This window comes from Ruegeria sp. ABV4_181 (assembly GCF_056158465.1).
This window is the reverse complement of record NZ_JBSWTI010000002.1, coordinates 1099069-1116037: the sequence shown is the minus strand read 5'-3', so window position 1 is coordinate 1116037 and position 16969 is coordinate 1099069. Positions and strand designations below refer to the sequence as shown.

General features: G+C 58.3%; 9 protein-coding genes. 2 read left to right on the top strand and 7 right to left on the bottom strand.

Features of this window, described 5'->3' with window-relative positions; all coding sequences use genetic code 11:
- Positions 1 to 351 precede the first annotated feature (351 nt).
- Complete coding sequence (locus tag ACXAC3_RS05560) at positions 352 to 1158, top strand: putative rhamnosyl transferase (protein WP_475157792.1); 807 nt, start codon at positions 352 to 354, stop codon at positions 1156 to 1158.
- Here the strand turns inward: ACXAC3_RS05560 and ACXAC3_RS05555 are convergent.
- From ACXAC3_RS05555 to rplJ, 7 genes are all read right to left on the bottom strand, one after another.
- Positions 1143 to 2012, bottom strand: a complete 870-nt coding sequence (locus ACXAC3_RS05555) for a DMT family transporter (protein ID WP_475157790.1) — start codon at positions 2010 to 2012, stop codon at positions 1143 to 1145. The genes ACXAC3_RS05560 and ACXAC3_RS05555 overlap by 16 nt on opposite strands.
- Positions 2013 to 2175: 163 nt before the next feature.
- Positions 2176 to 2946 (bottom strand): hypothetical protein, encoded by a 771-nt coding sequence (locus ACXAC3_RS05550; RefSeq protein ID WP_475157788.1) that lies wholly within the window; start codon positions 2944 to 2946, stop codon positions 2176 to 2178.
- A gap of 242 nt (positions 2947 to 3188) precedes the next feature.
- Complete coding sequence (rpoC, locus tag ACXAC3_RS05545; RefSeq protein ID WP_475157786.1) at positions 3189 to 7436, bottom strand: DNA-directed RNA polymerase subunit beta'; 4248 nt, start codon at positions 7434 to 7436, stop codon at positions 3189 to 3191.
- Positions 7436 to 10003, bottom strand: coding sequence for a hypothetical protein (locus ACXAC3_RS05540; RefSeq protein WP_475157783.1), 2568 nt, complete (start codon positions 10001 to 10003; stop codon positions 7436 to 7438). Before ACXAC3_RS05540 ends, rpoC begins: the two co-directional genes overlap by 1 nt.
- A 158-nt stretch (positions 10004 to 10161) precedes the next feature.
- A complete protein-coding gene (gene rpoB / locus ACXAC3_RS05535) occupies positions 10162 to 14301 on the bottom strand; it encodes a DNA-directed RNA polymerase subunit beta (protein ID WP_475157782.1) in 4140 nt (1379 codons plus the stop codon).
- A gap of 252 nt (positions 14302 to 14553) precedes the next feature.
- Positions 14554 to 14928, bottom strand: a complete 375-nt coding sequence (gene rplL, locus ACXAC3_RS05530) for a 50S ribosomal protein L7/L12 (protein ID WP_475157780.1) — start codon at positions 14926 to 14928, stop codon at positions 14554 to 14556.
- A 79-nt stretch (positions 14929 to 15007) separates the two neighbouring features.
- Complete coding sequence (gene rplJ, locus ACXAC3_RS05525; protein ID WP_010441181.1) at positions 15008 to 15526, bottom strand: 50S ribosomal protein L10; 519 nt, start codon at positions 15524 to 15526, stop codon at positions 15008 to 15010.
- A gap of 413 nt (positions 15527 to 15939) precedes the next feature.
- On the opposite strand from rplJ, the gene ACXAC3_RS05520 reads away from it, so the two are divergent.
- Complete coding sequence (locus ACXAC3_RS05520; protein WP_475157778.1) at positions 15940 to 16905, top strand: phosphotransferase family protein; 966 nt, start codon at positions 15940 to 15942, stop codon at positions 16903 to 16905.
- Positions 16906 to 16969 lie beyond the last annotated feature (64 nt).

Sequence of the window (16969 nt, the reverse complement as noted above, 5' to 3'; positions counted from 1 at the left end):
TTGCGTGCGGTTAAATTCGCTGCACTCATGCGTCCACAAGCGCAAAATCCGCGAGCGTTCCCATTCCGAGGTGAACGTCGCGGTTGGTTATCAGAGGGCGCGAACGGCAAAATTGTCCGGGCCTTGACCAGTTCATTACTGAAATCGGTTATGGGGCGGCCCCCGGTACCGAGATGACGCGCGTAATAGGGGGAGTCGGCCCAAGTGTCAACAGTGCACCCGATCAAGTGGGCCGTGGGCCGCGTCACACAGATTTATCAGTGCCTGACAGGGATTTCCAGTGCGGCGGACATTGCACCGCCCGGGACGCGCGGGCATAGTTTCGTCATCAGTCTGAGCCACGGATGTATCATGCAAGTTATCGGCCTGTGCCGCTTTTCCTACCCTGCCTATGGCGGCTTTCAGGTGGAACACGATACAATCGAAGAGCGCAGGCAGTACCTTTATAACCCGGCCCGTCTGGAAGAACGTTTTCGCCTGTTCGAAACCACCACCCTGCCCTGTTTCAAGGAACAGACCGACGAGGATTTTCAGTTTCTCATCGTGATTGGTGAATGTCTGCCGAAACCCGCGCTGGAACGACTTCACGATCTGACCGCAGGCATGAAACAGGTCAAGATCATCGCCCGCGAACCGATGCGGCAACGCAAAGTGATGAAACAGATTCTGAACGCCGCGCGCGACAATCCAGACGCGCCCTGCCTGCAATTCCGCCACGATGACGATGACGCCGTTTCAGTGGATTTCATCGAACGCCTGCGCCTTGCCACCGAAGACGGCAAAGGGTTGATCAAGAACAACCGGACGGTCGCCATCGACTATAACAATGGTTTTCTTGCACGGTTCGGGGCCGACGGCGTTCTTGCCACCCAGAAGTTCCAGCCCTTGCTGGGGGTTGGGCTGGGCATGTATGTTCGGGGCGGGTGCGAACTGACGATCATGAATTTCGCGCATCACCGGATCGGGAATTTCATGCCGGTGATCAGCTATCCCGACGCGCCGATGTGGGTGCGTACCCTGAACCAGTTCAACGACTCGCCGCATGCCCGCAACAGCACGGCCAGCCTGACGCCCCTGACGCCCGAGTTGGAAGGCGAGTTTATCGCACGCTTTGCCATCGAACAGGACGCTGTCCGGCGGGCTCACTCCGCCGGGTGAACTGCACGTTCGCGGAACAGGGTGAACAGCCCGGCGCCCACGACCAGCGCGGCGCCGAACATCGTGACGGCGTCCGGCCAATCGCCAAACACGGCCCAGCCAAGACCCAGCGCCCAGATCAGGCTGGAATAGCGGAACGGCGCGATGAACCCGACATCGCCCTCGCGCATGACAAGGACGCTGCACAGATATCCCGTCAGAACAAACACGGCGGCGCTGGCCACCAGCGTCCCTGCCCCCGACGGGACCGGTTCCCAGCCGGTTAGCAGCGTGGCAACGCAGGCCGCAAAGGTGATGGACAAGGACGTCGCCAGAGTGACGACCAGTGACGGCACATGCACCGACATGCGCCGGGTGATCAGGTCCCGGACCGTGACCGACGCGACCGCAATCAGGGCATAAACCGAATGCACGCTGAACCCTTCCGGGCCCGGGCGGACAATCAACAGCATGCCAGCAAACCCCAAACCGATCGCCAGCATCCTGCGCCAACCGATCTGTTCCGAGAAGAACACGGCCGCTCCCAATGTCACAGTCAACGGCAGGGCCTGCAGCACTGCGGTCACATTCGCCAGCGGCATATGCAGCAGGGCCGTCAGAAAAAAGAACGTCGCCGCCAGCTCGGCCAGACACCGCGCCGCGACAAGCCATTTGTCATGAAGCGGGAAATTCAGATGCAGCGCCCCGAGGTGGCGCGCCAACAGGAACACGAGCACCGTGGCCAGAACACCGCGCATCGCCACCATCTGAAACAGCGGCAGGTCCGCACCGGCGGCCTTGATCAGCGCATCATTGACAGTAAAGGCGGCCATGCTGCCCATCATCAACAGCGCGCCTTTCGTATTCGGGGTCATTGAGATCAGGTCCGGTCGCAAATCAATCGGCACATTGGCCCTGTTGGCCGATGTGATGTCAACGCTTTAGATCGTCGGAGATGAGAATATCGCGCGTGACGGCCAGCGTTGTAACCCGTCGTGGTTCGACGCGGAACCTCAGGTTGGGATCAAAGGCTGCAGCCTACCTGATGCCAAAGACCCGTCCGCCCCCGATACCTTCGACCGTCACCCCTGCGCTCAGTGTATGCGTGGCGATCAGCCCGCCGGACATGTTCAGAACACCCAGCCGATTACCGTTTTGCAGCGCTACGTAAAGTTCGCGCCGTTTGGAGTTGATCCCAAGGCCAAACCGTTCGACCTGAAGCGCGGCCCCGACCGCAGGGTTGGTGGGCCGGATGACTCGTTTGGTCGTGCCGTTCAGGTCTATCTCGGCAATTAGGCGATTGCGGATGAACAGCACATACAGCGTACCGGTCCGTTCGTCGAAGGCCAGCCCTCCGATCGGGCCCTGCGGCTGGCTGAGGCGGATATTGCGCACGAATTGCCCGTCGCGCGTCAGTTCCGAAATATTCAATCCGTTCGGGTGATCCAGAAACAGGTGGCCGTCAGCGTTCCGAATGGCCAGCCCGCATTCCTTGATCGGGAACGGGTCCGGCGTCATGCCTCCGCATCCGGCCGGCACGCGCTGGGCCGAAAACGTGCGCAGAACGCTGCCATTCCGGTCAAGCTCCTGCAACTGCGTACCGGGAAGATTGCGCAGGAAAATCCTTCGCCTCGGCTCGTCATAGGCCAGACCGACGATCGACGCGGAAATGGGGATCAGACGAGTTGTGCCATCCGGGATTTCAACCTCGCGGGATGGCTGCCCCTGCGGCATACCCACATAAGCGTAATCGGTGCAGGCGGCCAGCAGGCCGATCCCAAAAACGAAAAACGCGCGAGACAGTTTCATTCCTGGTCTCATCTTCCAGATCTCCGGCAAATAATGCGTGAAGGAAGTCAAAACCATAGCATGAAACGCGCATTTCAGGAATAACACTGCTCAAAATGCCAAGCCCGGGCGCGAAATCTTTAGCCTGGGATCACGCGCCTTGTTCAGAAAGACCAAGGGTTTTCAGGCGTCTAAGAACCGGGTTCTGATCACAAAAAAGGCCCCGCAAAGCTGCGGGGCCTTTTTCTAGCATGAAAGTGTTATTACTCGCGGCTTTCCGGTGTTTCCACCAGAACGTCCAGCTCGTCGCCAACCATGTCGTCGTCCACCATCGGCGCGGCCAGGGCTGCGGCTGCTTCGGCCTCTTCCCGGCGGGCTTCGATCACGACGTTGTCGCGCGACTGGGCAACCTGACGCACGGCCTGAGTTGCACCACCGGTACCGGCAGGGATCAGGCGACCGACGATGACGTTCTCTTTCAGGCCAACCAGCTTGTCCTTCTTGCCCTGAACCGAAGCTTCGGTCAGCACGCGGGTGGTTTCCTGGAACGACGCCGCCGAGATGAACGAACGTGTCTGCAGCGAGGCTTTGGTGATCCCCAAGAGGATCGGCTCGCCCTGTGCCGGACGTCCACCGCGCGAGATCGTCTTCTCGTTGGCCGCGTCGAACTCCTGCTTGTCGACATGCTCGCCTTTCAGCAGGGTGGTGTCGCCTGAATCCAGGATCTCCCACTTCTGCAGCATCTGGCGCACGATGACTTCGATGTGCTTGTCGTTGATCTTCACGCCCTGCAGACGATAGACGTCCTGCACTTCGTCGATCATGTAATCCGCCAGCGCTTCGACACCCATGATGGACAGGATGTCATGCGGAGCCGGGTTACCGTCCATCAGGTATTCACCCTTCTGGATGAAGTCCCCTTCGGCGACCGGGATGTGCTTACCCTTGGGCACCATGTATTCGATGGTCTCCATGGACTCGTCCGCCGGTTCAATGCTGATGCGGCGCTTGTTCTTGTAGTCGCGGCCAAAGCGCACGTAACCATCGGCTTCTGCGATGATCGCGTGATCTTTCGGACGGCGGGCTTCGAACAGTTCGGCCACACGCGGCAGACCACCGGTGATGTCCTTGGTCTTGGCGCCTTCGCGCGGGATACGCGCGACAACGTCACCCGCTTCGACCTGCTGACCATCTTCGACCGACAGGATCGCATCCACCGACATCGGATAGTGAACCGGGTTGCCCGCATCGTTGCGGACCGGCTCGCCATCTTCACCGACCAGAATGATCTCGGGCTTCAGGTCGCTGCCTTTGGGGGCGGCGCGCCAGTCGATCACGATCTTCTGGGTCATGCCGGTTGCTTCGTCAGTCTCGTCGCGGACGGCAAGGCCCGAAACAAGGTCAACGTATTTCGCGGTACCGGCTTTCTCGGCGATGATCGGCAGGGTGTAGGGATCCCATTCGAACAGCTTGTCGCCACGGGCCACTTTGGTACCGTCCTTGACGAACAGCTTGGAGCCGTAGCCCAGCTTGTGGCTGGCACGCTCTTCGCCGTGTTCGTCCTTGATCACCAGCTTCATGTTCCGGCCCATGACCAGGCTTTCACCTGCGGCATTGACCAGGATCTGCGGGTTCTCGAAGGAAACGACACCTTCCTGGCTGGCTTCCTGGAACGACTGCTGGCCACCTTGCGCAACACCACCAATGTGGAAGGTCCGCATCGTCAGCTGCGTACCGGGTTCACCGATGGACTGGGCGGCGATGATGCCGACAGCCTCACCCGTGTTCACCATGGTACCGCGGGCCAGGTCACGACCGTAGCAGGTTGCACAGACGCCTTCCTCGGACTCACAGGTCAGAGGCGAACGGATGCGGGTCGACTGAACGCCGGCCTCATCAATTGTGTCCGCCATGCGCTCGTCGATCAGCTGTCCGGCGGCCACGATCACCTCATCCGTACCCGGACGCAGGATATCGTCGGCAGCCACACGGCCCAGAATACGCTCGGCCAGCGAGGCGACAACCTCACCGTCGTTGACGGCGGCTTCTGCAGTGATCGCACGCTCGGTGCCGCAATCGATCTCACGAACGATGCAGTCCTGCGCGACGTCCACCAGACGACGGGTCAGGTAACCCGAGTTCGCCGTCTTAAGCGCGGTATCCGACAGACCCTTACGGGCACCGTGGGTCGAGTTGAAGTATTCAAGAACGGTCAGACCTTCCTTGAAGTTCGAGATGATCGGCGTTTCGATGATGTCACCGTTCGGCTTGGCCATCAGGCCGCGCATACCGCCCAGCTGTTTCATCTGCGTGACCGAGCCACGCGCACCGGAGTGGGCCATCATGTAGACCGAGTTCGGTTCCTGCTCGGAGCCGTCCTCTGCCCGATCCGACGACGAGATCGTGCTCATCATCGCCTCGGTGACGCGGTCGTTACACTTCGACCAGGCATCGACAACTTTGTTGTACTTTTCGCCCTGAGTGATCAGGCCGTCCATGTACTGCTGTTCAAAGTCCTTCACCTGACCGCGGGTGTCATCAACGATGCCCCACTTGTCATCCGGGATGACCATGTCGTCCTTACCAAACGAGATGCCCGCCTTGAACGCTTCTTTGAAGCCCATCGACATGATCTGGTCACAGAAGATGACGCTCTCTTTCTGACCGCAGTAACGGTAGACGGTGTCGATCACCTGCTGCACTTCTTTCTTCCGCAACAAGCGGTTGACCAGCTCGAACGGCGCCTTGTTGTTCATCGGCAGCAACGCACCCAGACGCAGACGGCCCGGAGTGGTTTCATAACGCTTCTGAACTTCGTTGCCTTCGTCGTCGATCTGCGTGATCCGCGCGGTGATTTTCGAGTGCAGATGCACCTCACCCGCGTCCAGCGCGTGCTGAACTTCTTCGATCGAACCAAAGACCTTGCCTTCGCCCGGCATGCCTTCGCGCTCCAGGGTCACATAGTAGAGACCCAGGATCATATCCTGCGAGGGAACAATGATCGGCGCGCCGTTTGCAGGCGACAGAACGTTGTTCGTCGACATCATCAGAACACGCGCTTCCAACTGCGCCTCAAGGCTCAGCGGGACGTGAACGGCCATCTGGTCGCCGTCGAAGTCGGCGTTAAAGGCCGAGCAGACCAGCGGGTGCAGCTGGATGGCTTTACCTTCGATCAGGACCGGTTCGAACGCCTGAATGCCAAGACGGTGCAGCGTCGGCGCACGGTTCAGCATGACAGGGTGTTCACGGATCACCTCGTCGAGGATATCCCACACTTCGGGACGCTCTTTCTCGACCAGTTTCTTCGCCTGTTTCACGGTCGAAGACAGACCCTTGGCTTCAAGGCGCGAGTAGATGAACGGCTTGAACAGTTCCAGCGCCATCTTCTTGGGCAGACCACACTGGTGCAGCTTCAGTTCCGGACCGGTCACGATGACCGAACGGCCCGAAAAGTCGACGCGTTTCCCCAGAAGGTTCTGACGGAAGCGACCCTGTTTCCCTTTCAGCATGTCCGACAGCGATTTCAGCGGACGCTTGTTGGCGCCGGTGATCACACGGCCACGACGGCCGTTGTCGAACAGAGCGTCCACGGATTCCTGCAGCATCCGCTTTTCGTTACGGACGATGATGTCAGGCGCGCGCAGTTCGATCAGACGCTTCAGACGGTTGTTCCGGTTGATGACGCGGCGATACAGATCGTTCAGATCCGAGGTCGCGAAACGGCCACCATCCAACGGAACCAGCGGACGCAGTTCCGGCGGAATGACCGGGATCACGGTCATGACCATCCACTCGGGCCGGTTGCCCGACTCGAGGAAGGATTCGACAACCTTCAGACGTTTGATGATCTTCTTGGGCTTCAGCTCGCCGGTTGCTTCGGCCAGATCAGCGCGCAGCTGCTCGGCTTCGGCTTCCAGATCGATCTGAGCCAGCATCTCACGGATGGCTTCGGCACCGATATTGGCGGTGAACGCGTCCATGCCATAGGCATCCTGCGCATCCATATACTCTTCTTCGGTCAGCATCTGGCCATAGGACAGGTCGGTCAGACCGGGCTCGATGACGACATAGTTTTCAAAGTACAGAACGCGTTCCAGATCGCGCAGCGTCATGTCCAGCATCAGACCGATGCGGGACGGCAGCGATTTCAGGAACCAGATATGTGCGACGGGCGCGGCCAGTTCGATGTGGCCCATACGCTCGCGGCGGACTTTCTGCAGGGTGACTTCCACACCGCATTTCTCGCAGACAACGCCGCGATACTTCATCCGCTTATATTTGCCGCACAGACATTCGTAATCTTTGATCGGGCCAAAGATACGCGCGCAGAACAGACCGTCACGTTCAGGCTTGAACGTCCGGTAGTTGATGGTTTCCGGCTTTTTGATCTCACCATAGGACCAGGACAAGATGCGTTCCGGGCTGGCCAATGAGACCTTGATCTCGTCGAATACCTTCGGCGGGGTCAGCGGGTTGAAAGGATTGTTTCCTTGAGTCAATTCCTGGTTCATCACAGGTCTCCAGCAGATTTGGCCGTCTCGGGTGCTTTGGCATTCAGTCCACGCTTGCGCTCTTTACGCGCTTTAACGTGTTCTGAAAAAGCTGTCAGGCCATATTTCAATCGGGCAATTTGTAAGTTGTCGACCCCGCAATACTCCTTTCGGAGCAACGAGGTGATAGGAGATGGCGGAAATTCGGGTTGCGTCACGGCTTTGTGGTTCAGCCTACCACGTACAAAAAAGCCGTCCTGAACCGTGGGCCACCCGTTCAGCTGCATATAGTGTGTATGGGGGTTTTCTTCCAGTTGGTGCTCGAACCCCCAAGGATCGTTTATTCCGGCTTCCAGTTTTCGTTCGGCCATCCAGATCAGGTGATCAATGTTCCAGATAGCGGTTACAAGGGAATTGGGGGCTTCCCAATCCTTTTGCATCGGCGCGAGTTCGACGTCCGGTCCGATGATCGTCGGCGCGGATGCGCGATCAAAGGTCCAGCTAAAATCGCCCGGCCAAGGGAACAGCGCATATTTCAGATCGTGTTCGCGGACTTTCATCATTGCCGCTTCGATCATCTGCGTATCCACCGGGGCCAGCGGGCACAAATCTTCGAGCATCAGGAAAATGTGCCGGGTCGAAGGCTTGTCCTCTTTGATCTTGCGGACCGAAGCCAACAGCAATTCGACGAAAGAGGTGTCCTTAAAACAGATGGTTCCAGCAGTTTTCAGTTCCCCATCGGTTGCAACAACACACTCTGGATGGCCGGGCCAGAACATATCCAACGTTTCAAGAACCGCAGGAATGTAATGCTCATTTCGCGAGTACGTTGACACAAGCAGGACGGTATCCTGGAATGCCTCCGCAGGGCCGTCCGCCGGATCGCACCGGGCGATCTGTTTCTGTGCCTTGCCCGGCTCTGTTCCGATGGCCAGACGACGCGTCATCTTTGCCATCCCATACTTTGTGCGAGCTTTACGCAGATCGTCGGAACCGCAGTATTCCGTGCGCAATTGCGACAGCAACGGAGAAGGCGGGAAATAAGTTCTGGTCACAGCCTTCGGGTTGATCTGATCGTCAATCAGGAATCCACCGTCCAGTGCCGGCCAGCCATCCTGTTGCATATAGTGCACGGCCGGGCTTTCAGGCAGTGGATGCTGGAAACCGCGGATGTCATGGATCCACGCGTCCGTTTTCGCATTGATCACCCATTGAAGATGGTCAATATCCCAAATGGCGGGCGCAACCGTGTTGAAGGTTTCCCAGTACGGCCGCATTGCCGCCAGTTCGCAATTGCCTGCAACTACCGACGGAGCAACATCCGAGTCCAGTGCGATCTGGAAATCTCCAGGCCATTGGAACAACACGAACTTCAGACCTTGGTCGATGACTTTGGCCATCGCGGTCTGCAACATCAGCGTATCAACCGGTCCAAGAGGGCAAAAATCGTCGGGCAGCAAAAAGATATGACGCGTACCCGGTCTGTCCTGCCGGATTTTCCGTACTGACCTATCAAGTTTTTGCAGGAACGTCGTATTGGGGAAACGCAAAGTGTCGCCCCCCCCAAGCGCACCGTCTGTTGCAACGACGCAGTCCGGATGGCCCGGCCAAAGCAGGTCAATCGTATCACGGATCGCCGGAACGTATTTCTCGTTCTTGCCTTCGGTGAGAACAAGAAGAACTGTGTCCTTGAATATTTCCGCCGGCCCCTCTTTGGGGTTCCTCAGTATGATGTCTTTGAACGCTTTGTCTTTCCTGGTTTTCTTCAGACCGCGCGTTGCCTTGGCCAGGCCGTATTTCTTGCGGGCTTTGTCCAAGTCATCCTCTCCGCAATATTCTGCACGCAATTGCGAGACCAGCGGAGACGCCGGGAAATAGGTTCTGGTTACGGCTTTGGGGTTGACCACGCTATCTTCAAGGAACCCGCCGTCCAGCGTTGGCCATCCTTCCTGCTGCATGTAATGAACGGCCGGATTATCGGGGATCGGCTGCGGGAACCTCTCGGCATCATAAATCCAAGCACTTAGCTTGACATCAATGACAAAAAGCAGGTGGTCGATATCCCAAACTGCCGGAGCAAGTGAATTGATACCGTCCAATCGCGGATTCATTGCTTGTAACTCGACGCCCTCGGCAACCACAGTCGGGGCGACCTTCGGGTCCAGAACTGCGTCGAAGTTACCGGGCCATTGAAACAGCACAAACTTCAGGTCCTGCGTCTGGATTTCGACCATCGCTGTTTCCAGCATCGATGTATCAACAATTCCAAGCGGGCAGAACACGTCCTGCAGCAGGAACAGATGGCGGGAGTCCGGACGGTCCTTGCGGATTTGCCGTACAGCGCCTTCTAGCTTCTGAAGGAAAGTCACATCTTTGAAGTTAAGTGTTGTGGCACCCTTGTGGTCACCGTCCGTAGCAAAAAAACAATCCGGATGCCCTGGCCAAAACCGATCAAGGTTTTCTTGGATCGCAGGAATATACTTTTCATTCTCGGCTTCGGTCACGACAAGAAGGACCGTATCCTTGAATACGGTGGCCACTCCCGAATTCGAGAGCTCAGAACCAGTCACTCGCGGAAACTCTGCCATTACGCCACCTCCCCGTGGGGTCGGACGCCGGGCACTGCACGAATTCCAAACTGGTTTATGAACATGTCATGGCTCATTCAGAACCCTCATGATCTGGCGGTTGGGGATGGGCTGGACGCCCATCCCGCACTGAGTTGAAAACAGGAAGGGGCTCGCCCTCAGCTTTCGTCCTCAACTGCGTCCAGAAGCTCCATGTTCAGGCCGAGGCCGCGGACTTCTTTGACCAGAACGTTGAACGATTCCGGTACGCCCGCTTCAAAGTTATCCTCGCCCTTGACGATCGACTCATAGACCTTGGTCCGGCCGGCGACGTCATCCGATTTCACGGTGAGCATCTCCTGCAGGGTGTAGGCGGCGCCATAAGCTTCCAGAGCCCAGACTTCCATCTCACCAAAGCGCTGACCACCGAACTGCGCCTTACCACCCAGCGGCTGCTGGGTCACCAGGCTGTACGGGCCAGTCGAACGCGCGTGGATTTTGTCGTCCACCAGGTGGTGCAGTTTCAGCAGGTACTTGATGCCCACGGTCACCGGACGTGCAAATTGCTCACCCGTACGACCGTCGAACAGAACCGACTGACCGCTTTCCGAGAAGCCCGCACGCACCAGCGCGTCGTTGACGTCCGCCTCTTTGGCGCCGTCGAAGACCGGGGTTGCGATCGGAACACCGCGGGTCACGTTGCCCGCCGCCTCGATCAGACCATCCTCGTCCAGACCGGTGATGCCTTCTTCGTAGACATTCTCGCCATAGGCCAGCTTCATCGCTTCGCGTACCGGGGTCAGGTCGCCGGAACGGCGGTATTCACCCAGTGCGTCGTCGATGTTCAGGCCCAGACCGCGTGCGGCCCAACCCATGTGGGTTTCAAGGATCTGACCAACGTTCATACGCGAAGGCACACCCAGCGGGTTCAGACAGAAGTCAACCGGCGTACCATCGGCCAGGAACGGCATGTCTTCCATCGGAACAACCTTGGAGATCACACCTTTGTTCCCGTGACGACCGGCCATCTTGTCGCCCGGCTGCAACTTGCGCTTCACGGCGATGAAGACTTTGACCATCTTCATCACACCCGGCGGCAGGTCGTCGCCACGGCGGACTTTCTCGACCTTGTCTTCGAAACGGGCGTCCAGAGCACGCTTTTGCACTTCGTACTGCTCGTTCAGAGCCTCAACGATTTGTGCGTCCTGCTCGCCTTCCAGCGCCAGCTGCCACCACTGACCACGGGTTAGGGTTTCCAGCAGGTCCTCGGTGATCACCGAGCCTGCCTTGACGCCTTTCGGGCCTTTGACAGCGGTTTTACCCAGGATCAGGCCTTGCAGACGCGCATAGATGTTGCGGTCAAGGATCGCCAGCTCGTCGTCCCGGTCACGGGCCAGACGTTCGACTTCCTCACGCTCGATCTGCAGCGCACGCTCGTCTTTCTCGACGCCGTGACGGTTGAAAACGCGGACCTCGACCACTGTACCATAGTCGCCCGGCTTCACGCGCAGCGAGGTGTCGCGCACGTCAGATGCTTTCTCACCAAAGATGGCGCGCAGCAGCTTTTCTTCCGGGGTCATCGGGCTTTCGCCCTTCGGAGTGATCTTGCCGACCAGAATATCGCCCGGCTCAACATCCGCGCCGATGTAAACGATGCCCGCCTCGTCGAGGTTGCGCAGCGCTTCTTCACCGACGTTCGGGATGTCGCGGGTGATCTCTTCCGGGCCCAGCTTGGTGTCACGGGCGGCGACTTCGAATTCCTCGATATGGACCGAGGTGAAGACGTCATCCCGCGCGATGCGTTCCGAGATCAGGATCGAGTCTTCGTAGTTGTAACCGTTCCACGGCATGAACGCGACGACCACGTTCTTACCAAGGGCCAGTTCACCCATATCGGTCGACGGACCATCGGCAATGACCTCGCCCTTCTGGACGGTATCACCCACCTTGATCAGCGGACGCTGGTTGATGCAGGTGTTCTGGTTCGAACGCTGGAACTTGCGCAGACGATAGATGTCAACGCCAGCGTCGCCCAGTTCCAGATCCTCGGTGGCGCGGATCACGATACGCTGGGCATCGACCTGGTCGATGATACCGGCGCGTTTCGCCTGGATCGCAGCGCCTAAGTCGATCGCAACCTTTTCCTCGATCCCGGTACCGACCAGCGGTGCCTCGGCCCGCAGCAGCGGAACCGCCTGACGTTGCATGTTCGAGCCCATCAGAGCGCGGTTGGCGTCGTCGTTTTCAAGGAACGGGATCAGCGATGCGGCAACCGAGACCAGCTGTTTCGGCGACACGTCGATCAGGTCCACATTCTCACGCGGTGCAAGAGTGTAGTCACCGGCCTGACGGGTCGAAACCAGATCGTTGATGAACTTACCGTTCTGATCCAGCGTCGCGTTCGCCTGCGCCACGGTGTGACGCATTTCCTCGGTCGCGGACATATAGTGAACCTCATCGGTCACCTCGGCGTCTTTGACGACGCGGTAGGGTGTTTCGATGAAGCCATACTTGTTCACGCGGGCAAAGGTGGCCAGCGAGTTGATCAGACCGATGTTCGGACCTTCCGGCGTTTCAATCGGGCACATCCGGCCATAGTGGGTCGGGTGCACGTCGCGCACCTCAAAGCCCGCACGCTCCCGCGTCAGACCACCCGGGCCAAGCGCCGAGAGGCGGCGTTTGTGGGTCACTTCCGACAGCGGGTTGGTCTGGTCCATGAACTGCGACAGCTGCGACGAACCGAAGAATTCACGAACAGCAGCCGCAGCCGGTTTCGCGTTGATCAGGTCCTGCGGCATGACGGTGTCGATTTCGACAGACGACATACGCTCTTTGATCGCGCGCTCCATGCGCAGCAGACCGACGCGGTACTGATTTTCCATCAGTTCACCGACCGAACGCACACGGCGGTTGCCGAGGTGGTCGATATCGTCCACGTCGCCTTTGCCGTCACGCAGTTCCACCAGCGCCTTGATGCAGGCCACAATGTCTTCGCGGCGCAGAGTGCGCAGGGTGTCCGGTGCGTCCAGAGCAAGACGCATGTTCATCTTCACACGGCCAACGGCAGACAGATCATAGCGCTCGCTATCGAAGAACAGGGTGTCGAACAGGGCCGACGCCGCCTCGACGGTGGGCGGCTCGCCCGGGCGCATGACGCGGTAGATGTCCATCAGCGCGCTTTCACGGTTCAGGTTCTTATCCTGAGCCATGGTGTTGCGCATGTAGGGACCAACATTGACGTTGTCGATGTCCAGAACCGGGATGTCGGTGACGCCCGCATCCAGCAGTTCCTTGACGGTGCCGCCGATCAGGTCGCCATCCTTGTCGTATTCCAGGGTCAGTTCATCACCGGCCTCGACATAGATTGCACCGTTTTCTTCGTTGATGATGTCCTTGGCGACAAACTTGCCGACGATGTGATCGAAGGGAACCAGCAGGTCGGTGACGGTTCCTTCGTCGATCAGCTTCTTGACCGCGCGCGGGGTGACTTTCTTGCCCGCCTCGGCAATCACTTCACCAGATTTCGCGTCAACCAGATCATAGGTCGGACGGGTGCCGCGCACACGCTCGGGGAAGAACGGCGTGACCCAGCCCTTCTTCTTGTCCAGCTTGTAGGACACGGTGTTGTAATAGGCATCCATGATGCCTTCCTGATCCAGACCCAGCGCATAGAGCAGAGTGGTCACAGGCAGTTTGCGGCGGCGGTCGATCCGGGCGAACACGATGTCCTTGGCGTCGAACTCAAAGTCCAGCCAGCTGCCGCGGTACGGGATGATGCGGCAGGCAAACAGCAGCTTGCCCGAGGAATGGGTCTTGCCTTTGTCGTGGTCAAAGAACACACCGGGCGAGCGGTGCATCTGGCTGACGATCACACGCTCGGTGCCGTTCACGATGAACGTCCCGTTCGGTGTCATCAGGGGCATGTCGCCCATGAACACGTCCTGTTCCTTGATGTCCTTGACCGACTTGGCGCCGGTGTCCTCATCGACATCGAACACGATCAGACGCAGGGTAACCTTCAGCGGCGCGCTGTAGGTCATGTCGCGCTGCATACACTCTTCGACGTCGTATTTGGGTTTTTCCAGATCGTATTTCACGAACTCCAGAACGGAGGTTTCGTTGAAATCCTTGATCGGGAAAACCGACTGGAACACGCCTTTGATGCCTTCGCCGTCAGTGGGCTGTTCTGCATCGCCGGAGCGCAGGAAAAGATCATAAGAAGATTTCTGTACCTCGATGAGGTTCGGCATCTCCAGCACTTCGCGGATTTTGCCGTAGTATTTGCGAAGACGTTTCTGGCCAAGGAACGTTTGAGCCATGTCAGATGTCACCTTTCGATGTTCTCAGCGGGCAAAGACACCGTCGGGCCCCGGCGCCTTGCACATTAGAGACGACACGTCCGGATCAATTCATGGCCACCGTCCCGAGTGGCGGCCTCCCGATCCGCGAACCGCGTCTTAGAAAACGCCCCAACCCGTTGAGGCCCTTTCTAAGACAGGTTCGGCTGGACCCGGATTTCTCCGGACCCAGCCAAATTCTGCGGTGCAACCGAATTGCACCAATAGTCAGGCTTAGGCCAGTTCGACCTCGGCGCCAGCTGCTTCCAGCTTGCCTTTGATCTCTTCGGCTTCGTCTTTCGACACAGCTTCTTTGATCTTGCCGCCAGCTTCGACCAGTTCCTTGGCTTCTTTCAGGCCCAGACCGGTGATGCCGCGAACTTCTTTGATCACGTTGATTTTCGAAGCGCCGGCGTTCTTCAGAACGACGTCGAATTCGGTTTTTTCTTCCTCAGCTGCGCCACCGGCGTCGCCACCGGCTGCCATGACAACTGCGCCGCCGGCTGCGGGCTCGATGCCATATTCGTCTTTGAGGATGGTTTTCAGTTCTTGTGCTTCCAGCAGGGTCAGACCCACGATGCTTTCTGCGAGTGCTTTCAGATCAGCCATTGTATCAGCTCTTTCCGTTTACAGTGTGTGTTCCAACGTCAGGGCAAATGCCCTACGCAGATCATTCAGTGCCAACCGCTTACGCAGCTTCCGCCTTCTCTTCGATGGTGGAAAGGATGCTTGCGATGTTGCTTGCAGGTGCGCCAATCGCGCCGGCGATGTTCGAAGCAGGTGCGCCAATGCAGCCCACGATCGAAGCAATAAGCTCTTCACGAGACGGCATTTTCGAAACTGTTTCGACGCCTTTGCGGTCCAGAGCGTTCTCGCCCATTGCACCGCCGAGGATCTCAAAATTCTTGTTATCCTTGGCGAAGTCCTCGGCCACCTTGGCTGCTGCCACGGGGTCCTCGGAATAGGTCAGAACGGTCATCCCTGTCAGCAGGTCGGCCATGCTTTCACACGGCTTACCCTCAAGGGCGATTTTGGCGAGCCTGTTCTTGGCAACACGCACGGCGCCACCCGCGTCACGAGCACGTGCGCGAAGGTCCTGCATCTCGGCAACTGTCAGACCGGCGTAGTGCGAAACCACCACGACGCCAGAGCTTTCGAAGATCTGGCCGAGTTCCTCGACCACTTTCTCTTTCTGGGCTCTATCCACAGTTCTCTCCAAGTTAGGGGTGAAATCTCACCCCGGCTCATATTTGCCGCAGCTTTCACTCCGGCGTTCAGGTCCGTTGTTACGGGATTGGCCAAAACTCGCCCGAGGATCGTGACCCTCAGAATTCTTTGGTCTTACCCGTCTCAGGCAGGGAATTAAGGAACCGGATGGCCCCACCCACCGTCTTGGACGAAACGAAATAAAGCGCACGACGAATCGCACGCTTTACTCCGCAGGTCTTCATAGGGCAGTTGGAGGGGGTTTCCAAGGGCAAAATTACCGTATTCGGCGGATTGGCAGGACCGTGCCGCCAGGCCCCAGCGGAGGTCGGCGATTGACATGCAACGCGCACTGGGGTCCTGTCAACAAAAGCCGCCGTTTTTCCCATAAGATCCTGCCTGATCAACCCACAAATGCTGACCCTTTCCGACGAAGAACACCGACACGCCACTGAATTTGTCGAAGAGTTCTCTCGCCAGGTCGGTGGGGGCGCTTCGTTTGAGTTCGATTGCGTTTACCGGTCGCATGACTTCCCCGACACGCGCATGGTGCTGAAAGTGCAGGGTCCGGCACAGGCCTATGCGCTGAAAGTCGACACCGCCTCACCCGTTTCAGGCAGGCTGCGGCAGGAGTTCGAACTTCTGACCAGATTGTGTGAGTATTTCGACCAGCACCGGACCTCCCGCGTTGTACGCCCCCAATACCTGTCCCCCGGAGGCGCGTTTTTTGTGACCGAATTCATCGACCGGCCCACCGCTGTCGATGTGATCCACAACAGCACGGATGCTGAACAGGTGGCGCAGATCTACCGCCGCGCCGGGGCCTGGCTGCACGACCTGCACGGTTTTGAACCCGCCAAGGAATACGGGTTCCGACCGCGCTGGATGATTGACGGCATTCAGGCGCTGCTGCGCGCGGTACCGCCCGAGGTCCAGCGGTCGGGCCGCCTCATGGCCGAGATGCTGGAAAAAGACGCACAGCATCTGAAAGGCATCCCGGAAACGCAGGTCTTTTCGCACGGGGATTTCCACGGCCAGAACCTGATTGTCGGCCAAGGTGAAATGATCGGGCTGGATTTCACCGAGGCACGCGCAAAACTGGCCGTCTACGACATCGTTGACTTCCTGAAATCCGACATCTTCCGCGACGCTAGTCCGAAAGATGTGGACCGCAGCGGTATCCTGAAGGTCAATAAGGACATGTTCTTCCGGCGTTACCGACACCCGGCCCATTTCGGGATTCTGGATTTCTGCATCCGTGGACGATTGCTGAAAGACTGGCTGGCTTTATGGCAGACCGATCACAAGTGTTCCGCCTATGAAGAAGACCGGCGTCAGCGGCTGAACTACCGCCTGCGCATCGCCTTCCAAACCGAATAGATTCGCCATGCCTGAGCGGAAGGGGAAAACAAAAGCCCGGGTCGCTTCAGCGGCCCGGGCTCAT

Coding starts and splice junctions, on each gene's coding strand:
- ACXAC3_RS05560 (WP_475157792.1), top strand. CDS start 352: ATGCAAGTTATCGGCCTGTGCCGCTTTTCCTACCCTGCCTATGGCGGC.
- ACXAC3_RS05555 (WP_475157790.1), bottom strand. CDS start 2,012: ATGACCCCGAATACGAAAGGCGCGCTGTTGATGATGGGCAGCATGGCC.
- ACXAC3_RS05550 (WP_475157788.1), bottom strand. CDS start 2,946: ATGAAACTGTCTCGCGCGTTTTTCGTTTTTGGGATCGGCCTGCTGGCC.
- rpoC (WP_475157786.1), bottom strand. CDS start 7,436: ATGAACCAGGAATTGACTCAAGGAAACAATCCTTTCAACCCGCTGACC.
- ACXAC3_RS05540 (WP_475157783.1), bottom strand. CDS start 10,003: ATGGCAGAGTTTCCGCGAGTGACTGGTTCTGAGCTCTCGAATTCGGGA.
- rpoB (WP_475157782.1), bottom strand. CDS start 14,301: ATGGCTCAAACGTTCCTTGGCCAGAAACGTCTTCGCAAATACTACGGC.
- rplL (WP_475157780.1), bottom strand. CDS start 14,928: ATGGCTGATCTGAAAGCACTCGCAGAAAGCATCGTGGGTCTGACCCTG.
- ACXAC3_RS05520 (WP_475157778.1), top strand. CDS start 15,940: ATGCTGACCCTTTCCGACGAAGAACACCGACACGCCACTGAATTTGTC.